Origin of the sequence: Bifidobacterium sp. UTCIF-39 (assembly GCF_006408715.1) — a bacterium.
GTDB classification, from domain to species: Bacteria; Actinomycetota; Actinomycetes; order Actinomycetales; family Bifidobacteriaceae; genus Galliscardovia; species Galliscardovia tissieri.
Window position 1 is genome coordinate 55,457 of record NZ_JEOG01000007.1, and the last position, 25,801, is coordinate 81,257.

General features: G+C 60.2%; 22 protein-coding genes, 2 tRNA genes and 1 riboswitch. Of the genes, 4 read left to right on the plus strand and 20 right to left on the minus strand.

Annotation, left to right across the window (positions count from 1 at the left end; translation table 11 throughout):
* Nucleotides 1-82: 82 nt before the first annotated feature.
* Both lepA and EP30_RS04515 read right to left on the minus strand, forming a co-directional pair.
* Entirely contained in the window at nucleotides 83-1,957 is a 1,875-nt protein-coding gene (gene lepA / locus EP30_RS04510) for a translation elongation factor 4 (RefSeq protein ID WP_094665393.1), read from the minus strand.
* Nucleotides 1,958-2,136: 179 nt separating this feature from the next.
* Nucleotides 2,137-3,021 carry an aldo/keto reductase gene (locus tag EP30_RS04515; RefSeq protein WP_140556541.1) on the minus strand — a complete coding sequence of 295 codons (885 nt, stop codon included), beginning with the start codon at nucleotides 3,019-3,021 and terminating at the stop codon, nucleotides 2,137-2,139.
* Nucleotides 3,022-3,213: 192 nt separating this feature from the next.
* Between EP30_RS04515 and rpsT the strand changes: the two genes are divergently transcribed.
* Entirely contained in the window at nucleotides 3,214-3,474 is a 261-nt protein-coding gene (gene rpsT / locus EP30_RS04520) for a 30S ribosomal protein S20 (protein ID WP_093959271.1), read from the plus strand.
* Between the two features lie 219 nt (nucleotides 3,475-3,693).
* Here the strand turns inward: rpsT and ribE are convergent, their stop codons facing one another.
* From ribE to EP30_RS04580, 11 genes are all read right to left on the minus strand, one after another.
* On the minus strand, nucleotides 3,694-4,188 hold the full coding sequence (gene ribE, locus EP30_RS04525) for a 6,7-dimethyl-8-ribityllumazine synthase (protein ID WP_140556543.1): 495 nt from the start codon (nucleotides 4,186-4,188) through the stop codon (nucleotides 3,694-3,696).
* Between the two features lie 62 nt (nucleotides 4,189-4,250).
* Entirely contained in the window at nucleotides 4,251-5,507 is a 1,257-nt protein-coding gene (locus tag EP30_RS04530) for a bifunctional 3,4-dihydroxy-2-butanone-4-phosphate synthase/GTP cyclohydrolase II (RefSeq protein ID WP_258185365.1), read from the minus strand.
* A 90-nt stretch (nucleotides 5,508-5,597) separates the two neighbouring features.
* Nucleotides 5,598-6,272, minus strand: coding sequence for a riboflavin synthase (locus tag EP30_RS04535; RefSeq protein WP_140556548.1), 675 nt, complete (start codon nucleotides 6,270-6,272; stop codon nucleotides 5,598-5,600).
* Complete coding sequence (gene ribD / locus EP30_RS04540; protein ID WP_140556550.1) at nucleotides 6,253-7,368, minus strand: bifunctional diaminohydroxyphosphoribosylaminopyrimidine deaminase/5-amino-6-(5-phosphoribosylamino)uracil reductase RibD; 1,116 nt, start codon at nucleotides 7,366-7,368, stop codon at nucleotides 6,253-6,255. The genes EP30_RS04535 and ribD overlap by 20 nt, the downstream gene beginning before the upstream one ends.
* A gap of 152 nt (nucleotides 7,369-7,520) precedes the next feature.
* A riboswitch (FMN riboswitch) is annotated at nucleotides 7,521-7,680 on the minus strand.
* Between the two features lie 148 nt (nucleotides 7,681-7,828).
* Nucleotides 7,829-8,593, minus strand: coding sequence for a trimeric intracellular cation channel family protein (locus tag EP30_RS04545; protein WP_258185366.1), 765 nt, complete (start codon nucleotides 8,591-8,593; stop codon nucleotides 7,829-7,831).
* Nucleotides 8,594-9,017: 424 nt separating this feature from the next.
* Nucleotides 9,018-10,145, minus strand: a complete 1,128-nt coding sequence (locus tag EP30_RS04555; protein ID WP_140556554.1) for a branched-chain amino acid aminotransferase — start codon at nucleotides 10,143-10,145, stop codon at nucleotides 9,018-9,020.
* Nucleotides 10,146-10,396: 251 nt separating this feature from the next.
* Nucleotides 10,397-11,017 carry a 50S ribosomal protein L25/general stress protein Ctc gene (locus EP30_RS04560; RefSeq protein ID WP_140556556.1) on the minus strand — a complete coding sequence of 207 codons (621 nt, stop codon included), beginning with the start codon at nucleotides 11,015-11,017 and terminating at the stop codon, nucleotides 10,397-10,399.
* Nucleotides 11,018-11,172: 155 nt separating this feature from the next.
* Entirely contained in the window at nucleotides 11,173-12,147 is a 975-nt protein-coding gene (locus EP30_RS04565; protein WP_140556558.1) for a DMT family transporter, read from the minus strand.
* A gap of 221 nt (nucleotides 12,148-12,368) precedes the next feature.
* A complete protein-coding gene (locus tag EP30_RS04570) occupies nucleotides 12,369-13,781 on the minus strand; it encodes an NAD(P)(+) transhydrogenase (Re/Si-specific) subunit beta (RefSeq protein ID WP_094665318.1) in 1,413 nt (470 codons plus the stop codon).
* Nucleotides 13,781-14,095, minus strand: a complete 315-nt coding sequence (locus EP30_RS04575; protein WP_094665387.1) for an NAD(P) transhydrogenase subunit alpha — start codon at nucleotides 14,093-14,095, stop codon at nucleotides 13,781-13,783. Before EP30_RS04575 ends, EP30_RS04570 begins: the two co-directional genes overlap by 1 nt.
* Nucleotides 14,096-14,097: 2 nt before the next feature.
* Nucleotides 14,098-15,252, minus strand: a complete 1,155-nt coding sequence (locus EP30_RS04580; RefSeq protein WP_094665316.1) for an NAD(P) transhydrogenase subunit alpha — start codon at nucleotides 15,250-15,252, stop codon at nucleotides 14,098-14,100.
* 319 nt (nucleotides 15,253-15,571) lie between these two features.
* Between EP30_RS04580 and EP30_RS04585 the strand changes: the two genes are divergently transcribed.
* Complete coding sequence (locus EP30_RS04585; protein WP_375137738.1) at nucleotides 15,572-17,509, plus strand: AMP-dependent synthetase/ligase; 1,938 nt, start codon at nucleotides 15,572-15,574, stop codon at nucleotides 17,507-17,509.
* Between the two features lie 189 nt (nucleotides 17,510-17,698).
* On the opposite strand, the gene EP30_RS04590 is transcribed toward EP30_RS04585, so the two are convergent.
* From EP30_RS04590 to EP30_RS04620, 7 genes are all read right to left on the minus strand, one after another.
* Nucleotides 17,699-18,730, minus strand: a complete 1,032-nt coding sequence (locus EP30_RS04590; RefSeq protein ID WP_140556562.1) for a Gfo/Idh/MocA family protein — start codon at nucleotides 18,728-18,730, stop codon at nucleotides 17,699-17,701.
* A complete protein-coding gene (gene era, locus EP30_RS04595) occupies nucleotides 18,730-19,707 on the minus strand; it encodes a GTPase Era (RefSeq protein WP_258185367.1) in 978 nt (325 codons plus the stop codon). The genes EP30_RS04590 and era overlap by 1 nt, the downstream gene beginning before the upstream one ends.
* Nucleotides 19,708-19,741: 34 nt before the next feature.
* Nucleotides 19,742-21,139, minus strand: a complete 1,398-nt coding sequence (locus EP30_RS04600) for a hemolysin family protein (RefSeq protein ID WP_094665308.1) — start codon at nucleotides 21,137-21,139, stop codon at nucleotides 19,742-19,744.
* A gap of 13 nt (nucleotides 21,140-21,152) precedes the next feature.
* On the minus strand, nucleotides 21,153-21,704 hold the full coding sequence (ybeY, locus tag EP30_RS04605) for an rRNA maturation RNase YbeY (RefSeq protein WP_094665306.1): 552 nt from the start codon (nucleotides 21,702-21,704) through the stop codon (nucleotides 21,153-21,155).
* Entirely contained in the window at nucleotides 21,701-22,822 is a 1,122-nt protein-coding gene (locus EP30_RS04610; protein ID WP_140556566.1) for a PhoH family protein, read from the minus strand. Before EP30_RS04610 ends, ybeY begins: the two co-directional genes overlap by 4 nt.
* A gap of 92 nt (nucleotides 22,823-22,914) precedes the next feature.
* A complete protein-coding gene (locus EP30_RS04615; protein WP_140556568.1) occupies nucleotides 22,915-23,253 on the minus strand; it encodes a histidine triad nucleotide-binding protein in 339 nt (112 codons plus the stop codon).
* A gap of 84 nt (nucleotides 23,254-23,337) precedes the next feature.
* On the minus strand, nucleotides 23,338-24,144 hold the full coding sequence (locus EP30_RS04620) for a 16S rRNA (uracil(1498)-N(3))-methyltransferase (protein WP_140556571.1): 807 nt from the start codon (nucleotides 24,142-24,144) through the stop codon (nucleotides 23,338-23,340).
* Nucleotides 24,145-24,240: 96 nt separating this feature from the next.
* Here EP30_RS04620 and EP30_RS04625 point away from each other — a divergent pair.
* Together EP30_RS04625 and EP30_RS04630 are read left to right on the plus strand one after the other, a co-directional pair.
* A tRNA-Leu gene (locus EP30_RS04625) sits at nucleotides 24,241-24,331 on the plus strand.
* A 1,270-nt stretch (nucleotides 24,332-25,601) separates the two neighbouring features.
* Nucleotides 25,602-25,689: transfer RNA gene (locus EP30_RS04630), tRNA-Leu, on the plus strand.
* Nucleotides 25,690-25,801 lie beyond the last annotated feature (112 nt).

The window sequence follows — 25,801 nt, forward strand, 5'->3', positions numbered from 1 at the left end:
ACGACGGAGGCCCCTCGAGGGATATCGATGGATATCGGAGGGGCCTATGGCTCAGCTGACTCAGCCGGGTACCCCAGCCGGATCAGCCTTCCTTCTTCTGTGCGGCGCGAATCTTGTCCTTGGTGTCGCGGTCGGTCGGCTCATCAGTGGACAGTGCGGCGATGAATGCTTCCTGCGGCACTTCGACATGGCCGAGCATCTTCATGCGCTTCTTGCCGGCCTTCTGCTTCTCGAGCAGCTTGCGCTTACGGCTGATGTCACCGCCGTAGCACTTGGCGAGCACGTCCTTGCGCAGGGCGCGGATGGTCTCTCGTGCGATGATGCGCGATCCGATGGCCGCCTGGATCGGAATCTCGAACTGCTGGCGGGGAATGAGCTCGCGCAGCTTCTTGGTCATCATCACGCCGTAGCTGTAGGCCTTGTCTCGGTGCACGATAGCGCTGAAGGCGTCCACCTTCTCGCCCTGGATGAGGATGTCGACCTTGACGAGATCGGCCGACTGTTCGCCGTCCTCGTGATAGTCAAGTGATGCGTATCCCTTGGTGCGGCTCTTGAGCTGGTCGAAGAAGTCGAACACGATTTCGGCCAATGGCATGCGGTAGTGCATCTCCACACGGTCGGTGCTGATGTACTCCATGGTGCCCATCTGTCCGCGGTTCTCCTGGCACAGGTCCATGACCGCTCCGATGAACTCCTTGGGGAGGATGATGTCTGCGGCGACCATGGGCTCGACGATCTTCTTCACCTTGCCGTCGGGGAATTCGCTCGGGTTCTTGACGATGTGGACGCTACGATCCTCCATCGTCACCTCATAGGTCACGTTGGGTGCGGTGGAGATCAGGTCGAGGCCGAATTCGCGGGCGAGTCGCTCGGAGACGATCTCCATATGCAGCAGGCCGAGGAATCCGCATCGGAAGCCGAAGCCCAGCGCGACCGAGGTCTCCGGTTCGTAGACGAGGGCGGCGTCGTTGAGCTTGAGCTTGTCGAGAGCGTCGCGCAGATCCGGGAACTGTGCGTTGTCGATCGGGAACAGACCGGAATACACCATGGGCTTGGGATCACGATAGCCTGGCAGCGGCTCGACGGCTCGGCGCGCATCCTCGGTGACGGTGTCGCCCACCTTGGACTGACTGACATCCTTCACGCCGGTGATCACGTATCCCACCTCGCCTGCGCCAAGCGCCTGCGTCGGTTGCATCTCAGGACTGATCACACCCAGTTCAATCGGGTCGTGCGTGGTGCCCAGACCCATCATATGGATCTTCTGACGGGATTTGAGCTCGCCGTCGACCATACGGATGTAGGTGACGATGCCGCGGTAAGAGTCATAGACGGAGTCGAAGATCAACGCGCGTGCGGGGGCGTTGGGGTCGCCGTGCGGCGCGGGGATGTCGGTGACGATGCGATCGAGCAGTTCCGCCACGCCTTCGCCGGTCTTGCCTGACACCTTGAGCACGTCGGAGACGTCGCAGCCGATCAGGCCGGCGATCTCCTCGGCGTGCTTCTCCGGTTCGGCGCTGGGAAGGTCGATCTTGTTGAGTACGGGGATGATGGTCAGATCGTGGTCGATGGCCATGTACAGGTTGCTCAGCGTCTGCGCCTCGATGCCCTGCGTGGCGTCGACCAGCAGCACCGCGCCCTCGCATGCGGCCAGGGCACGGGACACCTCGTAGGTGAAGTCGACGTGTCCGGGGGTGTCGATCATGCCAAGCGTGTATTCGGTACCGTCGAAGGTCCACGGCACGCGAACGGCCTGTGATTTGATGGTGATGCCGCGCTCCTGCTCGATATCCATGCGGTCGAGGAAGCGGTCGCGCATCTCACGTTCCTCGATAATGCCGCTCAACTGAAGAATGCGATCGGCCACCGTGGACTTGCCATGATCAATATGCGCGATGATACAGAAATTGCGAATCAATGACTGATCGGTGTAACCGGGCTTGTTCTTCTGCTCAATCGCCAAACTAGTCTCCTTGTCAACCGCATGTGCATGCGACGTTATTCCAAAATCACTAGTTTACAATCAACCGTTGTCACCATTGACGGCACGGCCGCGGGCGCGGCTTTCGTGCCGGTCACGCATGCGTTCGCAACCGGCACGGAAGAGGATCAACGGGATCGGACAGAATCGGCGGGTCAGCGCACGACGTTGCCGCGGGAGAACTGGTCCGCCCACGACTGCGAGTTCACGTTGGTCGCGGGATCACCCGAGATGCGTCCCTGCGGATCATGCAGCGCATCGATGGCGTTCATCTCGGCTTCGGTCAGTTCGAATCCGAACAGATCAAGATTCTGACGCATGCGTTCGGGATGCGACGACTTGGGGATGATCACCCTGCCGGACTGCACATGCCAGCGCAGAACCACCTGCGCCGCACTCACACCATGACGTTCGGCGGCCTCGGTCACCACCGGGGCGCTCATGTCGCCACCGTGGCCCAGCGGGGAATACGCCTCCACCGCGATACCATGCTCGGCGCAGTACCGACGGACGTCGGGCTGGGAGAAACGGGGATGCACCTCGATCTGATCAATGGAAGGCGCCTGACCGGTCTCGTCGATGAGTCGCTGCAGATGCTCGGGAAGGAAGTTCGACACGCCTGCCGAGCGAAGCACCCCCTCCTGCTTGAGATCAAGCAGGGCGCGGAACGTCTCCACATACCGGTCGATCGCCGGGAACGGCCAATGAATCAGATACAGGTCCAGCACGTCGACGCCGAGCTTGCGGCGGGACTCCTCGAAGGCGACCTTGGTGGGCTCGTATCCCTGATCGCAATTGCGCAGCTTCGTTGCCACGAACACCTTGCCCGCCATGCCCGTCGCCCGAAGCGCGTCGCCTACGCCCTCCTCGTTGTAATATGCGGCGGCGGTGTCGAAGTGACGGTAACCGATCTCAAGCGCCTCCTCCACGGCACGCTGGGTGTCCCGAGCCGGGATCTGATAGGTGCCGAATCCAACCTGGGGAATCGACACACCGTCATTCAGTTGAATCTCCTGCACGCCGTTGTACTTGTCTGCCATGACCTGTCCTTTCCTCGGCTCGAACCGGCGAAGGCCGGCATTACCGTTTTCAGGATACCGTTCCGAGCACCGCCTTTCCGCGCTCCAACATGATCAGTAGGAGAAAATCCGCTAAAGAGTTGGCCTCGGTTCATTCTCGTGGTATACTATTCGCTCGTATGTCCGTTTAGAACACGTCGTTTGGAGTACATAGTGGCAAACATCAAGTCGCAGAAGAAGCGCGTCCTGACCAACGAGAAGGCCCACATCCGCAATGTGGCCTACAAGAGCGAGCTGAAGACCGCCGTGCGCAAGGTCCGCGAAGCCATCGCCGCCGGCGATAAGGCCGCCGCCGAGGCCGCCTACCGCGTCGCCGCCCAGAAGCTGGACAAGGCTGCCGGCCGTGGCATCATCCACAAGAACCAGGCCGCCAACCGCAAGTCCGGTCTGGCCCTCGCTGTGAACGCCCTCTGATTCATCGTTCACTGCTCGTAAGGCGCTTCGGGATGCACCTCACGATCCATGACCATATGAATCATAAGCATGAGGGCATGGATGCCATACACCAGTATGAACGAGATGTGCAGTACGCATAGACGGTGATGTGAATCCCATTGACGTGAAAGCCCCACAGGATTTTTCCTGTGGGGCTTTTCCTATATCCGTGCGTCTGCAGTCGATCGTCTCAGCCAGTCACTCGCCGGCATCGATGGAGCGCAGCACGTCGATCATCTCCAACGCACCAAGAGCGCAATCGAATCCCTTGTTGCCGGCCTTGGTGCCCGCTCGCTCGATGGCCTGCTCAATGTTTTCCGTGGTGATGACGCCGAACAGCACCGGGACGTCCGTATTCAGCGACACCTGTGCGATGCCCTTGGCGGTTTCGTTGCACACCAGATCGTAATGGGAGGTGCTGCCGCGGATGATCGCGCCAAGGCAGATCACGGCGTCGTACCGTCCCGTGTTCACCATGCGCTTCGCCGCGATCGGGATCTCGAACGAGCCCGGCACCCATGCCACGTCGATGTCCGAGTCGGCCACACCGTGCCGAAGCAGTCCGTCCTGGGCGCCGGACAACAGCTTGGACGTGATGAACTCGTTGAATCGGGCGACCACGATGCCGATGCGCACCGGCTTGCCCGACTGCGGCTGGGTCTTGGCGACAAGGCTTCCTTCGAATACGGTCATGATTGGTTACTCCTTTGGTTGTGTGATTGTTTGGTTGTTGTTGTTCTTTCCGAAGCGAGACCTCAGTCCGCCTGGACGTTCATGAGATGGCCCATGCGATGCTGCTTGGTGAACAGGTATCGGGTATCGAATTCGTTCGGTGCGATGACGATCGGCACGCGATCCGCAACGGTGATGCCCGCCTGTTTCAACTGGTCGATCTTGTCGGGATTGTTGGTCATCAAATCGATCGATTCGATGCCGAGATCCCGAAGGATGGCCGCGGCTGTACCGTATTCGCGCATATCGGCGGGGAACCCAAGCTCAAGGTTGGCGTCAAGGGTGTCGAATCCCTGCTCCTGCAATTCGTAGGTGCGCAGTTTGTTGAGCAGTCCGATGCCGCGTCCCTCCTGGCTGAGGTACAGCACCACTCCCCTGCCTCGCTCGGCGATCCGACTCATGGCCTCCTGCAGCTGCGGCCCACAATCGCAACGCATCGAACCGAACACATCACCCGTCAGGCACTGGGAATGGACGCGACACAGCACCGGCTCGGTCACGGGGGCACCGCCGGCGAGCGCCGCCCGGATGTCGTCGCCCATCACCAGTGCCACATGTTCGCCGCCGTTCTCGGACTCATATCCCACCATGGTGAACCGTCCGTAGCGGGAGGGCAGCTCGACGGTGGCGACGCGACGGACCGTATGGGGAAACTCGTGAGTACGACGGTATTCCTGCAGCTGGGCGATGGTGATGTAGGCCAGACCGTGTTCGGCTGCGAACGACTGGAGATCGTCACGACGCATCATCGTGCCGTCCTCCTTCATCATTTCGCAGCACAGTCCGCAGGGTTCCAATCCCGCCAGTCGGGCAAGGTCGACGGTCGCCTCGGTATGTCCGTTGCGTTCCAGCACTCCGCCCGGTCGCGCGACCAGGGGGAACATGTGTCCTGGACGACGGAAATCGTCGGGCTTGGCATCGGGGTCGATGCAGGCCATCGCCGTGACGGAACGGTCGCGCGCGCTGATGCCGGTGGAGGTGGTCACATGATCGATGGAGACGGTGAACGCCGTGTGATGATTATCGGTGTTCGATACGCACATCGGTGGCAGTTCGAGACGGTCGGCGATCTCACTGCTCATCGGGGTGCAGATGAGTCCTCGACCATGGGTGGCCATGAACGCGATGTTGCCTGGGGTGGCGAATCGTGTGGCGCAGATGAGATCGCCCTCGTTTTCGCGGCTTTCATCATCGGCCACGACGACGATCCTGCCGGCAGCAATGTCACGGATGGCGAGCGCGACGGGATCGGTGTCTGGCGTATTGGTGGTGTGATTCACGATGAGATCCTTTATGCAGATTTGATGGTTGGTATGAATTGGCATGAGTTGCCGGGGGTGTTGAATTCGCTATTTACTACTTACTGGTGTTCAGAATCCGTGACTCAGCAGGAAGTCCTTGGTGATGGGCGAGGCGGGACCCGTTGCTGTGCCCGACTGGCCGGTTTCCTCGGTTTGCATGGACAGCAGTCGGTCGACGTATCTGGCGATGGGGTCGATTTCCAGATTGACGACGGATCCCGGCTTCCGCTCCGGAAGCACGGTGTGCCCGGCGGTGTGCGGGATGATCGACACGCCGAAGGTCTCCTCATTGGCGAAGGTGACGGTCAGGCTGATGCCTTCCACGGCGATGGATCCTTTTTCGGCGATGAACCGCATGAGGTTCCGTGGTGCTCGGATCGTGTAGACCGTGGCGATGCCGTCGGGGACGATGGATTCCACCACGCCGGTGCCGTCGATGTGTCCGGAGACGATGTGTCCGGAGAATCGTCCGTTTGCCGGCATGGCTCGTTCCACATTGACGTGACTTCCCTTGCGCAGGGTGCCGAGGCTGGATCGGCGGAGCGTCTCATGCATGACATCGGCGGTGAATGTCGTCCCGTGGATCGATGTCACGGTCAGGCATACGCCGTTGACCGCGATGCTCTCGCCGATGATCGTGTGATCGGTGACCACGACGTCGGAAGTCACTGCAAGCGCGGCGGAATCGGCACCTCGGGTCAGTGATTCCACGGTCCCAAGGTCTTCAACGATTCCGGTGAACATATACGATGCCTCCTTCGAGCAGAATGTCGTCACCGATCGTCTGGATCCTTCTGTCGGTGATTCGGTAGCAGTCGGCGGGGTCCTGCACGCCCTCGCCGCCGATCGGGGATGGCGCCGCAGTGCCGCCGAACAGTTTGGGCGCGATGTATGCGTTGATCTTGTCGACGATCTCGGAGTGGAGTGCGGACCAGGCCAGTGCCGAGCCGCCTTCGATCATCACGCTGTCGATGCCTCGCTCCCCCAGTTTGTGGATCAGGGCAGGGAGGTCCACATGGCCATCGTCATCGGCTGCGATCGTCAGTACCTCGCAGCCGGCATCGCGGTATGGCCGTGCCTGATCGTCGTCATGAACGCAGGTAGCGATCACGGTGGGCACATCGTGGGCGCTTTGCACGAGTGCGGAGTCCAGCGGTGTGCGTAGACGGCTGTCGCATACGATGCGCAGCGGATTATGGCCGTTTTCGATGCGGCAGGTGAGCATGGGATCGTCGGCGATGACGGTGCCGACGCCGACCATGATCGAGGAGTAGCGGTTCCTGTCCTCGTGCACGCGTCTGCGGGATTCCTCACCGGTGATCCAACGCGAGCGTCCGGCTGCCGTGGCGATTCGTCCGTCCATCGTCATGGCGTATTTCAACAGTACGAACGGCGTACGGTTCACGATGTAGTGCATGAATATCTCGTTGAGGGCATCGCATTCGTCGCGGAGCACCCCCTGCTCCACGGTGATGCCGGCCTCGCGAAGCAGGAGAATGCCCTTGCCTGCCACCAGCGGATTCGGATCGGAGGATCCCACCACCACGCGGGATATGCCGCTGTCGATCAGCGCCTGCGTGCATGGCGGCTGCTTGCCCTGATGGCAGCAGGGTTCCAAGGTGACGTACATCGTCGTTCCCTGTACCGGAACGCCTTGCGCCTTGGCCGCTTCCAGTGCGGAGCGCTCGGCATGCCAGCCGCCAAAATGGTCATGGTGGCCTGTTGCGATGATCCGGCCGTCGCGTACGATGACGGCGCCCACCATGGGATTCGGGCTCACCTTGCCCATGCCCAATGTTGCGTGGCGCAATGCCACGGACATGAAATCTCTATCGTCCACGTTTCCCCTTTCAACGCGATAGAGCATGTCCAGGGTACGTGGCGACGCGCCGCACCACCTATGGCAAGGCCTGATATGAAAAATCCCTGAACTCCATGGGAACTCAGGGGCATATATCCATCTGTGGCCGTGCGAAAGCATGCTTTACGCCGCCGCATTCTTCTTCCATCCAGACTGTAACTGTCGGTACCGGAATCCCACCGGTTCATGAGCGTTTACGCTCCTGCATGTCGATTCAAACCTGTCGATGCAATCTCTATGCTCGCGGACTATACCGCCGATCGGGAATTTCACCCTGCCCTGAAGATGCGTATTGAATTATGGCTTTGATTAAACACGGTCGTGCTGACAGAATCATCCACATCCACCAAATTGTCCGAATAATGGACTGCGATCCTTGTCGCATAATGATCCCAGGACGGTGTCTCCCGACGGCGTCAGAAGGCACCACCGCTATCATTCAGTCGTCGTTGTCGTCATCCCTTCGGTCGCCATTACCGTCACGTCCCTTCGGATGAATGACCGGACGCTTAAGATACCGTCTCTGCGCCGGCAGGTGCATATGATGGCGTTCCATCGCACCGGGGAATGTCACGTTGAATTTCACCGATATCACGCGCAGCACGAACACCAGAATCACAATGGCGACGTCAAGCACCATCTCGCCATTGAGGCCCAGATTCCAATGCACCGATGCCCGATAGGCGAATACAGTGAGCACGCATGCCACACAGGATGGCACCGCGTACAGATGCTTGTCCCGGAGAATGGACGGCACCTCGTTGAGCAGAATATCGCGGATGGTGCCGCCTGCGAGCGCAGTGAACATGCCAAGAAAGGCTGCGGTCATTCCGGATGTGTGGAAAGCCAGCGCCTTGGCGGTGCCGTTGACCGCGAACAGGCCCAACGACAGTGCGTCGGTGACGATCATCGACCATTTGAGGTGCTCGATCTCCGGATGCGCCACGGCAACAATGATGCCGGAGAACAATGCGGTGAGCACGAATCCCTTGTCAGTGATGCCGACGGGTGGCAGATCCCCCAGCAGCACGTCTCGGGTGATACCGCCACCGAGCGCGGTGACCCAGGCGATGACCAGAATGGAGAACAGGTCGTAGTGTTTGCGGATCGCCGCCAGTCCGCCGGAAAGACCGCAGATGAAGATCGCCAGATACTCGATTCCCATGAATACGGCGTTGCTTTCCAGTGCGACCTGATCCACCATGCCTCCCCATCCCCGTATGCCGAACATCAAGCTTGCGCGGAACGACGCCAAGAGTATCACCATGGCATCAGGACACACAGAAGCCACGGCATTGTTGTCCGGATGTTCACCTTGCTGTCTTGCTCATGATCCGCGACTCCCTGAGCTGTCTCAGCTGGTGAGGCCTTGCGCCGGTTGGATGCGGGTGGCGTTGCGTGCGGGGATGATCGAGGCAAGCAGCCACGAGGCTTGGCCATTAACCATTCAAGAAAACATCAGCACCCCCTCGAACGCCGCTCTCGACTCCGTCGCCGTGAGCATCGACGACGCCGTCAGTGGGGAGACCTGGGAACGTGCCCAAAATGTGCCCAAAAACAAAAAAGAGGACCGTTGAAACCCCAGAAAATACCGGGATTTCAACGGTCCTCAGAATAGGGTGTAGAGGTCAGCAGACCTTCCACATCCAGTTGTGCGGATCCTCGATCTCACCAAGCTGGATGCCGAGCAGTTCGTCACGCAGAGCGACAGTCAGCTCGCCGGAGCCACCGTCGGCGACAGTCACGTCGAACTTCTCGGACTTGAAGCGTCCGATCGGGGTGATGATGGCGGCGGTACCGCAGGCGAACACCTCGGTGACTTCACCGGACTTGATGTCCTCAAGCAGCTGCTCGAGCGGGATCATGGTCTCGACGACGTCGCGGCCCTTGTCCTGCAGCAACTGGATCAGCGAGCGGCGGGTGACACCGGGCAGGATGTTGCCGGTCAGGGACGGGGTCTCCACGTGGCCGTCCTTGTGCACGGCCATCATGTTCATGCCGCCGAGCTCCTCGAGGTAGGTCTTGGTGGCGGCGTCCACGAAGCATACCTGCTCGCAGCCGTTTTCGATACCCGTGTACTCGCCGAGCAACGAGGCGGCGTAGTTGCCGCCGCACTTGGCGAAGCCGGTGCCGCCAGGGCCGGTACGGAACCACTTGTCCTCCACCCAGATGCTCACGGGCTTGACACCACCGGGGAAGTACGGGCCGGACGGAGAGGCGATCACGCAGTAATCGACCTCCTGCGGAGCACGCACACCCAGGAACGGTTCGGAAGCGAACATGAACGGACGCATGTACAGCGTGTACTCACGACGGGTGGGCACCCATGCCGCATCACGCTTGACCAGTGCGGCCACCGAGCCGAGGAAGTCGTCAACGGACAGCTCAGGCAGGTACAGACGCTTCGCAGAGTTCTGGAAACGCTCGGCGTTGGCATCCGGGCGGAACAGCCAGACGGATCCGTCGTCGTGATGGTAGGCCTTGAGGCCTTCGAAGCATTCCTGCGCGTAGTGCAGCACGGATGCGCCCGGGTCCATCTTCAGCGGGGCATACGGTTCAACGCGACGATCGGACCAGCCTTCGCCCTTGGTCCACGTCATATGGGTCATGTTATCGGAGAAGACCTGACCAAACGCCGGCTTGTCGATGAGCTCCTGACGCTTGGCGTCGGAGGCCGGATTGTCGTTGGGCAGCACGGTGAACGCGTCGGCCAGCTTGGACAGGGCCGTCGGATCGTGATGAGTATTTTCTGTCATTCTCAGCTTCTTTGTATTCATTGCCGATCGCAGCAATCGGCAGTCAGTATGTCGTCAGCGCTTCTGGCACCGAACTGAGTAACACTTTCTCACATGCACGTTACCGGTATAAGAGAAAGTTCATATTGTGAAAACCGCAAGGCATCCCTGAAATGAGAAGAGCCCACACTGATGGTGGGCTCTTCCCCGATGGCATGCCCATCGGCTGGAATCATCGCCAAGTGGCGGTGGAGTCAGCGAAAGGACCGATCTCAGGCCTGAGCGGCGGCATCGGCAGCCGGAGCAGCGGCGGCATCGGCAGCCGGAGCAGCAGCAGGAGCCTCGGCAGCGGCGTCTTCCGGAACCTCGACGGTCACGACGGACTCTTCCAGATCGTCGTGCACCAGCTCCACGCCCTCGGGCAGGACGACGTCCTTGGCAAGCACCTTGGTGCCGTCAACGAGGCCGTCAACGCTGATGGTGATGCGCTCGGGCAGGTTGGTCACGTCGGCGCGCACCTTGAGCTCCTGAATGTCGACGAACGCCACGGCAGCGCCCTTCGGGGTGCCTTCGACGAAGACCGGAACCTCGACCTCGATCTTCTCGCCGGCGCGCACCTCGTAGAAGTCCACGTGCTCGATCTGCTGCTTGACGGGGTTGCGCTGCACGTCCTTGACGACGGCGAGCTTGGAGTCCTCACCGAACTTCAGCTCGAACAGGGCGTTGGTGTGACGCAGGGCGTTGGTGGTCTCCTTCATCGGGAGCTGCAGGAACGTCGGGGCCTCGCCGCCGGCGTACACGGTGGCCGGAACCAGCTTGGCGACGCGCAGACGGCGGGCAGCGCCCTTGCCGAACTCGCTACGAACGGCACCTTCAAGAGTGATATCTGCCATGATGTTCTCCTTATGGATCGAAATCTCGGAAATTCGTTTCGGCGCATCGACGCGCCGCGGAGAACGCCCATGCACAGCATGGAAACAATCACACGTCGAGTCGATTACGGAGGATGGTGCACTCATCACCGCTCCCTCGCCAAGACAACAGTCGTTTAGTCTACCACATCCACCGAATCACGACGAACAGGGTGTCGCACACGCGAGGCCCCGGAGAATGTGATGACGACGGCGAGCATCACGCATCCAACGCCGATGATCTCCCATATGGTCGGGAACTCCGCGAAGAGCAGCCCAACCGCCACCGCCATGGCGGGATACATGGACTGCATGACGGAGAACGCGCCCGGAGTGGTCTTGCGCATCACCACCTGATCGATCACATACGGGAAGAACGAGCTGAATATGGACACGACAAGCATAAGCGCCAGCAGATGGAGAATGCCCCAGCCTCCTTCCGACACCAGCCAGGTCGCGGTCTGAGGCGGCACGAACAGACCTCGTACGGCAGGCACGGCGAGGAACACCGACTGCACGGCGAATCCGATGCACATGGCGACGGACAGACGGTTTAGCGGGCTACCCGTACTGGCCACCTTGCGTCCCATCACGATGTATACGCCCCACATGGAGCCTCCGATGAGAATGGCGATAAGACCAACGAGGAAATGACCGCCGTCCGGTGAGGCAAGCGACATACCGGCCAGCAACACCACACCGACGGCCGCGATGACGATACCGACGCGTTCCCTCCAATTCCGACCGGTAAGTACCGCCACGCCAAGTGGTCCGATGAATTCGATGGCGACCGCCATGCCCATGTTCATCTGGCTGATGGCCAGATAGAACATGGTGTTCATGGCGACGATGGCCACACCGCATCCGGCGGTGATCACCCAATCACGACGGGTGACGGGCAACGTCCTGCGCACTTCACGACGCCACGGCCTACGCCACATGACCATCAGCAGGGCCAGAAAGCCGAAACGATACCATGCCGCACACAGCGGATCGATCTGGGTGAACACGCTTTTGGCCACCCCGGTGGCCACATACATCAACGCGCCCTCAAGCGCGACGATCACCACGGCCGGCGTCACATCAAGCATACGGACAACGATCTTCTTCACAGTGCCTCACCCTACATCACCCTATGCCTGACATCGTCCTTCCCTATGCGTTTCGGCGTTCCGGATAGTCGATCGCACATCCTTGCTGGGGAAAACAAACAAAGAAAGGATCCCATCCGCGCGATGTCGGATGGGATCCTTCTGAATCAATGTCGCCTGTCATCGGAATGCCATTACCGTCATTCCGACGTTCACGCCATACGGAACGATAAACGATCCGATCAGGCGATGAGCTCCTTGACGGAGGCGATGATCGCCTGCAGCTCCTTCTTCGCGTCACCGAACAGCATCTGCGTGTTGTCCTCGAAGTAGAGCTCATTCTCGATGCCCGCGTAGCCCTTGCCACGACCACGCTTGATGACCACTACGTTCTGCGACTTGTCGACGTCAAGGATCGGCATGCCGGAGACGGGGGTTCCCGGACGACGAGCGGCAGGATTGGTGACGTCGTTCGCGCCGACCACCAGAGAGATGGTGGCGGTGGGGAACTGCGGGTTGATGTCGTCAAGATCCACAAGCTCCTCATAGGGCACGTTGGCCTCGGCAAGCAGCACGTTCATGTGTCCGGGCATACGGCCGGCAACCGGGTGGATGGCATAGGCGACCTCCACACCACGGCTCTTGAGCAGTTCACCAAGATCGGCGAGCTCTCGCTGGGCCTGGGCCATGGCGAGACCGAAGCCGGGCACGAAGATGACCTTCTGTGCATAGACGAGCTGAACGGCCACGTCGTCGGCGGTGGTCTCCTTCATGGTGCCTGTCACGCCGTCATCGCCGCCCGCGGCATTGTCGCCTCCGAAACCACCGGCAAGGACGGACATCAGCGGACGGTTCATGGCCTGGGCCATGAGGATGGACAGGGTCACACCGGCAGCGCCGACGAGGGCACCGGCGACGATAAGCGCCACGTTGTCGATGGCCAGACCGGACATGGCCACGGCGGTACCAGTGCAGGCATTGAGCACGGAGATAACGACGGGCATATCCGCACCGCCGATCGGGATCACGAACACCAAGCCATAGCACAGGGCGAACACGGTGGTAAGCACGGACCAGAGCAGACGCTGTTCGGGCTGAACGCACAGCATCACGAAGGCGGCGATCGTAAGAATGATGAACAGTACATTCCAGAAGCTCTTGCCGGGCAGCTTGAGGTTCTTGACGAACTTGACGCCCTGCAGCTTACCTGCGGCGATGAGCGAACCGGTGAAGGTCACGGAGCCGATCATGATACCCAGTCCGGCCGTGATGAGCACGACCAGCGTGGGCAGGTTCTCGTTGGTAAGGATGTCATTGAGTGCGACCAACGCCGCCGCGCCGCCACCGACCGTGTTGAACACGGAAACCAGCTGCGGCATATCGGTCATCTTGACCTTCTTGGCGGACACCACGCCGGCGATCGCGCCGATGAGAATTCCCACGACGAGCACGATCACGGCAGTGACGGAGATGAAGCCCTGCACGAACAGATGCACGAACGCCATGACGACGGCGAACACCATGCCCGTGGCGGAGATCTGGTTGCCCTTACGGGCGGTCTTCGGGGAGTTCATGAAGTGCAGGCCCATGACGAACATCACGGCGGCCAGCAGATACACGAACCATGCAACGATATCGATAGGAGTCGCAGTCATCACTTATCGCCTTCCTTCTCATCCTTCTTGGAAGGCTTGGAGCTCTTGAACATCTCAAGCATGCGGTCGGTGACCACATAGCCGCCGACCACGTTCATGGTGCCGAGCACGGCGGCCAGGAAAATGAACACATAGGCGAGCGGGGTGTGGGCCTCGGCGGCGACGATGACGACGCCGACGATGACGATGCCGTGGATCGAATTCGCTCCGGACATCAGCGGGGTGTGCAGGGTGGCTGGCACCTTGCCGATGACCTCGATGCCGATGAGCAGCGCGAGTACGAACAGTGTGATCGAAACGACGAGATCCGGCATGATCACTTCTCCTCTTCCTTGGTCGCCGTGGTCTCATCGCGTCCCGCGACGACCATGGCATTGTCGAGTTCCTCATTCAGATCCATGGCGAGCTTGCCGTCCTGAACGAAATGCACAAGCACATCGGCCACGTTACGGGCCAGCAAGTTGGAGGCCGTGGTGGCTACTCCACTCGCCAGATCCGGGGCGCCGATCAGCTGGACGCCGTTGTCGGTGATGATGGTCTCATTCGGTCTGGATCCTTCGACGTTGCCGCCGAGATCGCTTGCCGCGCAGTCCACGATCACGGCACCGCGATGCAATCCATCCACGCCGGCCTTGGTGAGCAGCACCGGAGGCTTGCGTCCGGGCACCTTGGCGGTGGTGATGACCACGTCGAATTCGGCGGCCTTGGTGTCCACGGCCGCCTGCTGGGCGGCCTGTTCCTCCGCGGTGAGCTGACGCGCGTAGCCGCCTTCGCCCTGCCCCTTGGAGAAGTCCAATCCCAGATCCAGGAACTTGGCACCCAGCGACAGCACCTCGGACTTGGCGGCGGGACGAACATCGTACGCAGTCACGACCGCACCTAGACGACGTGCGGTGCCAATGGCCTGCAGACCGGCAATGCCGGCGCCGAGGATCAGCACCTTGGCGGGACGGATCGTGCCCGCCGCGGTGGTCATCATGGGAAAGAACGAGCCATAGGCGTCGGCGGCCTTGAGCACGGCCTTGTATCCCATGACCGAGTTCTGGCTGGTCATCTCGTCCATCGACTGCGCGGAGCTGAGCTGGCGCGGCAGCTTTTCGATGCCGACGCCGACCAGTCCGGCCTTGTCGAGACGGTCTACGTATTCCTGATCGGTGAATGATCCGAGCATGCCGATGACCCAGGATCCCCTGGGCAGTCTGTCGATGAGCCCTTCATCGGGTCGTCCCACAAAACCGAATGCCTGTGCCTGAGCGATGACCTCATCCTTGGAGCCGATGCTGGCACCCGCCTTCTCATACTCTTCATCACTGAAACCGGCGGCATGTCCTGCGTTGCTTTCGATCACGCACGCTACGGACGAGCGCTTGAGTCGCTTGACGATATCCGGGGTGAGAGCCACGCGGGATTCATATTCCGCGGTCTCGTTGAAAATTCCATAAGTGATGGTCGATTGCGTATCTTCCGCCACCTGGTCCTCCCTCGTAACTTCTGTGACGGCGTCACGATGATCCGCGATGCCCAGTCAAGTCTATATCAAAGTCAACAATTGGCAACACTTGCCCAGAATTCGGATGCGCGCGCTATGCAGACCCGTTTCCAAAAGAGACGGCACCGAGCCGCCTACGGTAGCGTAACGAACGCGCCGGGGACTAGAGTATGCGAGGAATCTTTAAGTTGAAGGAGAACTTGTGGGTCTAATCGGTTCCGTGAAGAACGCCGTCGCGTCGGCGGCTCATCGTGCTTCCACCCTCGGACGCAATTATCAGGACTATCCCGGCAGCGACGATCTGAACGAGGACGGCCTGCCTGACAATCCGCCGTCGCATGCGGCACCGTCACCCGATGAACTGCCGCACGTCGATTTCTGGGGTCCCGGCTATGCGACGACGACCTTCCTTGACGATGACGGACTGCTGACGGCTCGTACGGACGGCAATCCGCCGCTCGACGAAGGAACCAGCATCTACGACATCTATGCCGAGCGTGCCGAGCGCATGGGAGACAAGCCACTGTACACCTTCAAGCAGGATGGCCGCTGGATCACCAAGACCGCCGACGAAACGCTCGCCGACATCCGCATCACCGCAAAGGGCCTTCTGCACTACGGACTGAAGAAGGGTGACAGCGTGGCATTCATGTGCCGCACAAGCTACGCATGGGATGTCATCGACGCGGCCATCATGGCCTGCGGCGGCGTGCTCGCCACCATCTATGACACCGATTCGGGCGAGCAGATCCGCAACATCGCCAATAACTCCGATGCCCGTCTGCTGATCGTGGAGACCACGGACATGCGCGCCGAGGCGGAGACCGTGATCGGCGATTGCCCGACGGTGGAGCGCATCGTATGTCTGGAGACCGGCGGCCTTGACGAGATTCAGGCGTATGGTGCTTCGATATCCGACGCCGTGCTCGACGAGCGAATCAGTTCGATTCACAAAACCGACCTGTGCTCGATCGTCTACACATCCGGCTCCACCGCCGCACCGAAGGGTGTGGAGATGACGCACGAGCATTACTGCGCCGACGCCTTCAACCTGCGCGACTACATGCCCGATCTGCTGCATGACGAGAATAACTCGGTGCTGCTGTTCCTTCCGCAGGCGCATTCCTTCGCCCGTGCCATCAACTACATCGTGGTCGCCAGCAACCTTCACGTCTACATTGCGCAGGGTATCAAGACGCTGATCAGTGATCTTCAGGTCGCACGACCGGCAGTGATGATCGTGGTGCCGCGAGTGCTGGAAAAGGTCTACAACGCCGCCTCGCAGAAGGCCGGTCATGGAGCCAAGGGATTGGCCTTCGCCGCCGCGGTGACCGCCGCACAGGACTATATGAAAGAAGTCAACGACAAGGGCCATGCGGGACTGCTGACCAGCGCCCGCCGCGCATCGTTCGACCCGATCGTATACAAGTCGCTGCGTGACGCCCTCGGAGGCCGCGCACAGTGGATCGTCTCCGGTGGCGCTCCGCTGGACCCCGAACTCATGGCGTTCTTCCGCGGAGCCAATGTGCCCGTCTATGAAGGCTATGGAGCCACGGAAACCACGGCTCCCTGCGCATTCAACCCGCTGGGCGTGCCATTCCATCAGGGTTCCGTCGGCATCCCGTTCCCTGGCTTCACGTTGCGCATCGGAACGGACGGGGAAATTCAGATCAAGGGCACCTCGGTGTTCCCTCGCTACCACAAGAACGACGAGGCCACCAAGTCGTCGTTCACCGAGGACGGATGGTATGTCACCGGCGATCTGGGACGTCTCGACGGCAATGGTTTCCTGTACATCACCGGCCGCAAGAAGGACCTCATCATCACCGCAGGCGGCAAGAACGTCTCCCCCGGTCCGATCGAGGAGGTCATTCAACGCTGTGAGATCGTTTCGCAGGCACTGGTGCTCGGCGATAAGCGTCCGTTCATTTCCGCGCTGATCACGCTCGACGAGGATAATCTGCGCCCGTGGCTGGAATCCAAGGGACTCAACCGTGACATGTCGATGGAGGAGGCCGCGGCGAATGCCGCCGTACGTGCGGAGATCCAGAAGTTCGTCGATCTGGCGAACGACGGCGTCTCCCGCGCCGAATCGGTGCGCAAGTTCATCGTTCTGCCGGAGGAGTTCACCCAGGAGAACGGTTTGATGACCGCTTCGATGAAGGTGATCCGCCCGAAGGTGATCGCCCGCTACGCCGAACTGCTCAACACGCAGATGTACACTCCGCGCAAGAAGTAGCCGCAAGCAAGCAATCCGAGTTCGACTGCGAACAACCAGACAGGGGCGGTGGCCACGGCTTCGATCCGTGGTCACCGCCCCTGTCGCATATATCCAACGGCCATGCCGGAGCGATCATCAATTCATGTGATCATTCGGTCGGCCGCGACAACTTCGTATCCTTTTCATCCTTCCGTTTCCAGATGCCGTCTACCGTTCGAACGGGTAAACCTCGCCCCACTGCTCACGCAGCGAATCCATGATGCGCATGATCCGCAGGGTCTCAGTGTGAGGTATCTCCGGACACTCACCGCATCCTTCAAGAATCGCGTGTGCTGCGGAGACCACCTGATACTCATAACCGGTGATCTGTTCAGGAACGTCGATGACGTTGATTCTGCGGTGATCCTTGTCGAATACATCGATCCGTTCGGGATTGTTGATGTTCTCGACGATCAGATACCCGTTGTCGCCCTGGATCACGCCCTGCCTGCTGCCGACGGACACCATGGACGAATCGATCGTCGCAGATACGCCGTTGTCCAGCCAGAACGTAGCCGAAAACTGCTCATCCACTCCCCTATCGGTCAGCGTGCAGGAGCTGATCGTCCGTTGAATCCGCGCATCCGGGAACGCCATGGCGATGAAATTGATCGGATAGACGCCCACATCGAGCAGCGCACCACCGGCCATGGCCGGATCGACCATGCGCGCCTTGGCGGAAACCGGATAGGAAAGATTCGCATACACCTGACGAGGCGTACCGATCGCTCCGGATGCAATCGCATCGAGAATCAGCTGGCGACTGGGCATGTACCGCGTCCAGATCGCCTCGGTGCACAACAACCCGGTTTCACGGGCGACGTCCAGCACGCGTTGCGCCTGTCTCTCGTTCGCCGTGAAGGACTTCTCCACCAGCACGTTCTTGCCGGCCATCATACATGCGATGGCCTGATCGGCATGCAACGCATGTGGCGTGGCGATGTAGACCAGATCGATCTCGGGATCGGCAAGCATATCGGCATAGGAACCATAGGCGTGGGGAAAACCGTACTGATCGGCGAACTCGCGGGCCCGTGCCTCATCAGACCGTGTAGCGACGGCATAGAGATGGATCAGATCGGCGTAGCGATCGTCCTGGCTCATACCTCGCAGCGTTTGCGCCATGTGACGTGCGATACGGCCGCATCCCAGAATCGCCACATTCACCGTACCCGAATGGGTTCCATTGCGTTCGCTCATCAGAATCCCAGCCTTTCCAGTTTCTTCGGATCGGACTGCCACTCCTTGGCCACCTTGACGTGCATGTCGAGGTTGGCCTTGCATCCGACGATGCGGTTGATCGGCGTACGCAGCTTCTTCTTGACCCTCACCAGATGCTCCGCCTTGCGTCCGATGATAATCGGCTTCTGCGAGTCGCGTTCGACATAGACGGACACATGCACCTGCGCCTTGGGCTTGGGCGCATTCGCGGCGCGAGGTTTGTCGGAGTCGGCGTTCTCGTCCTCGTCCTCGTCGGGATATTCGATGGCGTCGACCACCACGGCGAGAGAATGGGGAAGTTCGTCCGTAAGCTCCTCGAGGAACGCCCCTCGAACGAGCTCGGCAATCGTCTCGGAGGGAGACTCCTCACTGATCTGGTCCTCGGGGTACATCTGTGGGCCTTCCGGCATGGCTTCGATGAAGACCTGCTTGACCTCATCGAGATTGTCCTTCTCCAGCGCCGACACGGGTACGATGTCAGAGAATGCCGCGAATTCGTTGATGGCAATGAGCTTGTCGACCAGCGCGGCCTGATCGAGTTCGTCGATCTTGGTGACCACAGCGATCAGCGGTACCTTCCACGTCAGGGAACCGTCATCGTTTTTGCGTGCGAAGTCGCTACGAAGACGGCTGAGGATTCGTTTGTCTCCAGGGCCGATGGGCTGATCGGCGGGCAATAGGAATGCGACGGCGTCGACATCGGATAGCGAATCGTCGACGATGTCATTGAGACGCTGTCCAAGCAGTGTGCGGGGACGGTGAATACCGGGGGTGTCCACCAGCACGATCTGCGCATTGTCGGTGGTGAGCACGCCACGGATCGCCTTTCTGGTGGTTTCCGGGCGGGACGATGTAATGGCGATATGTGAGCCGATCAACGCGTTGATCAGCGTGGACTTACCAACGTTCGGTCGTCCGACGACCGCGATGAATCCTGACCTGTAAGCATCTTGCATGAGACACCACTCTAGCGCGACGTCTGCCTCACCATCATGCGGCATCGCCGCCATCCTGACGATCGTCCTTGTGCAGCAGCTCCTTGTTGGCCCCTTTATCGGTGACGGACCCAAGAGACTCGACCAGAATGGTGGACACCTTCTTACGCCGTCCGGCGGAATCGACGGCCGTGAGTTTCAGACCATGCGTGACGGCACTGGATCCGACCAGAGGCACCCGACCAAGCATCTTGGTGAGCAGTCCATACACCGTATCGACATCATCCTCGTCAAGGTCAATCTCGAAGATCTCCTCGATATCGGCGATGGGTGCACGTGCGGGGAACCGCCACCGTCCCTCGCCGATTCGCTCCGGTTCCGACTTCTGCGTGCGATCGTGCTCGTCCTCCATTTCGCCCACGATCTGCTCCAGCGCGTCTTCGATGGTGACGAGTCCGGCAATACCGCCATATTCGTCGACGACAATGGCCACATGCTGGCGCTGTCGCTGCATCTGATGGAACAGATCGTCAACTGGCTTCGATTCAGGAACCAGCAACGGGTCCCTGCTGATGGATTCGACGGGACGATCGGCGGCAGCCGGATTGAACGCCACGGCCTTCACGGCATCCTTAAGATACGCCATGCCGACCAGATCATCCACCGAATCGCCGATGATCGGAACACGGGAGAATCCGGAACGCGAAAACATCTTCAACACGCTACCGAGTCGTTCCTTGCGGCCGATGCAGATCATATCGGTTCGCGGCACCATGATCTCTCTGGTGAGCGTTTCGGAAAGCGTGAGCACATTGCGCAGCATCTCGGAGATCTCCGGATCAAAATCGTTCGTCTCGACCAGACGATCGATCATGGCGCGTCCCTGCTCAAGGTGAATCTTCTCCAGCTCCTCATCGTCGGACAGTTCCGCCTTGCCGGATCCACGACCGATGCCATTGACGCGAGCGAACGGCGTCAGCAATGCCACGAACGACACCACTCGGGAATGCTTGAGCATGATCTGGAGCGGCTTGCTTGCCCCAGTGCTGCGCGGACGTACCAGGATGGAGACCACACCCACAATCAAAGCGAACAGGATTCCCACCAGCAACGTCATCCATAACGGAGCACCCAGCGCGTCGGCGATGCTGGCCACCAAAACACCATCGAGAATGTTGCACACGATGCGGAAAAACGCGCACGAACCCGAAGTGGCGAACCGATCGGCGACGAGCCGCTGCACTCTGTGAATCCGATCAATCTGCTTCATCTTGGTGAACTGGCTGTCGGGTCCGGTCTGCACATCAAGAATGAGATTGTTCAGACTGGATCTCGTGACTCGTGACACAGCCCCTTCGGTGGAGGCCATGACCAGAGAGAACCACACCAGCAATAGCGCCGCCAACGCCATTGCGACAACTGCCGGAATCGTGGGATCGTTCAGACTCACCATCATCAACTCCTGCTCAGCCCCTCGCGGAACGGGACCGACCGTCCCTATGAGTGGCGTCGTACCGGGCGAGAAGGTCAGGCGCTCCCGGCGGCAATGTCACGTCGTCGAGCACACCGGGGCGCAACGCGAGGAAGGTGAGCAGCAGCTGACGCTGCAACCCGAACATCTGACGTTCCTCCTCGGGAGTGGCATGATCGTAGCCGAGCAGATGCAGCGTGCCGTGGATGGTGAGCAGCAGCATCTCCTGAATGGTGGAGTGTCCTGCGGCGCGTGCCTGCTCCGCGGCGACGTACGGGCAGATGACGATGTCGCCGAGCACCCCCTCCGGAGTGAATCGGGCATTGCCCGGGCGCAACTCGTCCATCGGGAAACTCATCACGTCCGTCGGCCCCTCAAGGTTCATCCACCGTTCATGCAACTGGGCCATGGACTCCGGATCGTTGAACATGATCGTCAGATCGGACTGTACACTGACCCGCATCTGATCGAGCACCCAAACGCCCAAATCGGAAAACACCTTGGGATCGATGGTCCATGGGGTTTCGTTGGTAACGTCCACACTCATGCGTTGCTATTCTCCTGATCATTGCTGTGATTGCGCGTGCCCGACCGCCGATCATGACGCGTCCGGTGTTCCTCATCGTAGCGTCCGTAAGCCTCCACGATCTTGCCCACCAGCTCATGACGCACCACATCCTCCGGCTTCAGATGCACGAAGGCGATGTCGTCGATGTCATGCAGCACGCGTTCGATGGTCTTCAGACCGGAACTCGGCACAGTCAGATCGATCTGGGTGATGTCACCGGTGATGACCATTCGTGTGTTGAATCCCAGACGGGTGAGGAACATCTTCATCTGCTGTTCGGTCGTGTTCTGCGCCTCGTCAAGGATCACATAGGCGTCGTTGAGCGTACGGCCTCGCATATAGGCGAGCGGCGCCACCTCAATAGTGCCATCCGCAAGATACCGGTGCAGCTGGTCGGAGCCGAGCATATCGCTCAATGCATCGTAGAGCGGCCGGAGATACGGATCGACCTTGTCGCTGAGCGTGCCGGGAAGAAATCCGAGGCTCTCTCCCGCCTCCACCGCCGGACGGGTCAGAATGATGCGATGTATCTGCCCATCCTCGAAGGCGCGCACGGCCTTGGCCACGGCCAGATAGGTCTTTCCGGTTCCAGCCGGTCCGATGCCGAAGGTGATGATATGGTTTTCGATCGCGTTGACATAGGCGATCTGTCCAGGCGTCTTCGGACGAACCGGAGCGCCCAGTGCGAAGGTGATGACACCGGGTACGCGAGGACGTTTCCGCTCGGTTTGCACGACGACTCCCCGATCGTCACGCCCCCTATCCGCGGCATCGGACGACGCGCCACGTCGAACCGGTCGTTCACGTTTGGCCGCGGCGAGGCTCGTATGGGATGCGAGCATGCGTCGAACCGTATCCGCATCCATGGGAGCGCTGTACGCCGCGTGAATGATCGCGTCGACGACTTCCTGCGCCTTGTTGGCCTGTGCCTCGGTCTGCCGCGAGCGCGACATGATCGCCACGCGGTTGCCCCGCACAATGATGGTAAGTTCCGGGAACGCCCGCTCGACTTCACGGATCACCTGATCGGCGGGGCCGAGCACGGCGACGGGGTCAAGTTCCGGCGGGAGCGTAATGGTACGTGTTGTTGTGGCCACGTTAGGTCGTTGTCTCTTTCCGTTCGTGTGGTTCGATCAGCAATCAGCAGCAATCAGCAGCGTTGTGTGACATCCGTCCCGAACCGGTCCGACTACTCGTCAAGCACCTCGCCTGTGAGCACATGCGCATGCACGTGGAACACCGTCTGACCGGCATCCACACCGGTGTTGAACACCAGACGATATTCGCCGTGGAACTCCGAATCGGCAATGGACTGAGCCACTTCCACGATGTGAGCCAACCGTGCGGGATCATCCTTGGCCAGAGCGGCAACGTTCGGATAATGGTCCTTGGGCACGATGAGTACATGCACCTTGGCCTTGGGATTGATGTCCTTGAACGCGTACACGGTATCGTCCTCATACACCTTGGTGCTGGGGATGTCTCCGGCGATGATCTTGCAGAACAGGCAGTCGTTTTCCTGGCTCACGCTTCCTCCTTGCATTGGTGGCACTGCGTCTTCATGCTATTGCGCACTTCGGATAAATCCGTGGAATAAGCCCGAAATCAGCGGTCAGGAAAAACGTCCAAGCGCACGTGCCAGCAGTGCAAGCGCTACCGGACCCGCACTCGACGCGCGCATGATGTTGCGGCCAAGCACCACCGCCGAGGCACCGGCATCCACGAATGCGGCCACCTCCTCCTCACTGATGCCGCCCTCGGGACCGACGACCACGCTCACGGTACGCGGACGCCCATCCTCCAGACAGCGCTCCCCCATGGCCCTGACCTTGTTCTCGATACCGTCCCAGGTGTCAGTGGCATCCTGATGCAGCACGACCACAAGGTCGCCATGCACGCCGGCACGGAGGCACATCTCCACAATCTGTTTGCTGGATACCTTGTCGCCGAGCTCCGGGGCCCATGCGCGACGGGACTGTTCGGTGGCGGCGTCAAGCACCTGTCTCCATTTGGCCGCAGCCTTGGCCTCCTTGCCGCCCTTCCACTGCACGATCGAACGGTTCGCCTGCCACGGCACCACACGATCCACGCCGATTTCCGTGGCCGTCTCGATGGCCTGCTCGTCCCTTCCGGATTTGGCCAATGCCTGCACCAGAGCGAGGCGGGTCACCGCCGCCGGCTCTCGCGAGAACTCGTCCACGCGCACCTGCCGATTCTGCGGATCGTGGACCGTGGCGAGAATGCGCAATCCCCGGCCGTCGGACAACTGCAGTCGATCGCCCTCGACGAGGCGCATCGACTTGAACGCGTGACGGGCCACGGTTTGCGGAAGGGTCAGTACCCAGCCGTCATGCAGCTCGTCGCTGTTCACCGGGGTCTCGTCCGTATCGGGGTCAATCAGAAAAAGCGGAAACGTCATGGCTCAAACGTATACGACACGCCGGATAACAATCCGATTTGACACGCACCCATGACGAGATGCTATAGTTCCATCTCGTTGCCAAGCACGGCACCTGTCCGGGTGGCGGAATGGTAGACGCGCTAGCTTGAGGTGCTAGTGGTTATTTTATACAACCGTGCGGGTTCAAGTCCCGCTCCGGACACCATCAAGACCCCTTGAAAATCAAGGGGTCTTTTTGCATTCCCCTCCCGCGTGGGACATTTCTGGCCTATAACCCAAACCGGCATCCCCTGCGGATCCGGGGTTTCTGCGTATCGTCAAACTCTCTCTCAACTCACACGTGCCGCATCCCCGTCGGCAGTCAGCGGGGACGCGGCACGGACTTATTGGGTTATAAGCCGGAATGTGTGTCTGATGGTCCAGTCGTTGGATGGCCATTCGATCTAGGTATGGAAGTCGGGTTACGAGTCACAACGTGGGTCTTATTCGCATGCGTCGTCGGTGTGTTGGCGGTTATCCGTCGCCCTTCTCCGACGCCGGACCCGCTTCTCCCGCTTCTCTCTTCCTCTCCCCCTTTTTCTCTTCTCTTTTTCTCTCTCGTATTCCGGCATGGTGTTTCGGGTTTCGCCGATGGTCATCCGGGTTTCGGCCGTGGACGGCTTGTTGGCTCCCGCTCTGGGTATTGCGGACTCTCATTCTGGGTATTACCGGACATCTGGGTATAACCGGGTAGGTTAGCGGCGGAAAAGAGGGGGCTCGTGACATGGTTATACCCAGAGCCGGTGCTCATGACCCGGTTTGACCCAGACTTCTGTCCTGTTCGACCCAGACCCGTGTCCGGTTCGACCCGGAACGGGGTTGGTCGGAATCTGATATGTCCGGTTTGACCCAGACCTCTGTCCGGTTTGACCCAGATTGTCTAGTTCGAGCGGATAGTTTACGCATGTGTTGGGGCATGGTTGACGTCATGTCCCAAGGCGTGGTTGGCAGGTGTGTTGGGGGCATGGTTGACGCCAGGCATGGGTTTTCGGTACTGGGGTCGCGGGTGGTGTCGAGTCTCTGGTCGGCGAGGATCTCGTCGATGTCGATGTCAGTGTCGATGTCGATGTCGGCGTCGGTGATGATGCCCTGGTCGATGGCCGTGACCGGTTCGACCCGGAACGGATCGGGGTTTGATGGTGGAGATCATGCCGGCGACGAGGCGGTCTTGCCGGTGACGAGACCGCTTGATGATCGTGCGCGATGCGGAAGCGGTGCGAGTCGCAAACCATCGGGGCCTGCGGCTCCAGCGGATCGGCATTCGCAGACTGACACTCCTCGCGGCCGAGACAGGCCGGGGCCCCTTTAAGACCCACGTTTCGATCCTTACCCCAGAAATCCGGCAAACCAGCGCGACACGCCGAAGGCTCATATCGATTTGACAGGCACCCCCATAGTGATGATAGAGTCTCATGTCGTTGCCAAGCACGGCACCTGTCCGGGTGGCGGAATGGTAGACGCGCTAGCTTGAGGTGCTAGTGGTTATTTTATACAACCGTGCGGGTTCAAGTCCCGCTCCGGACACCGAATAACCCGGGAGTTACGACTTCCGGGTTTTTTGTTGTCCAAGCCGAGGGGCCGACCGACTTCACCATCCACGACTCCGGTTCCCGGCGACGCCGCAACGACGGCTGGG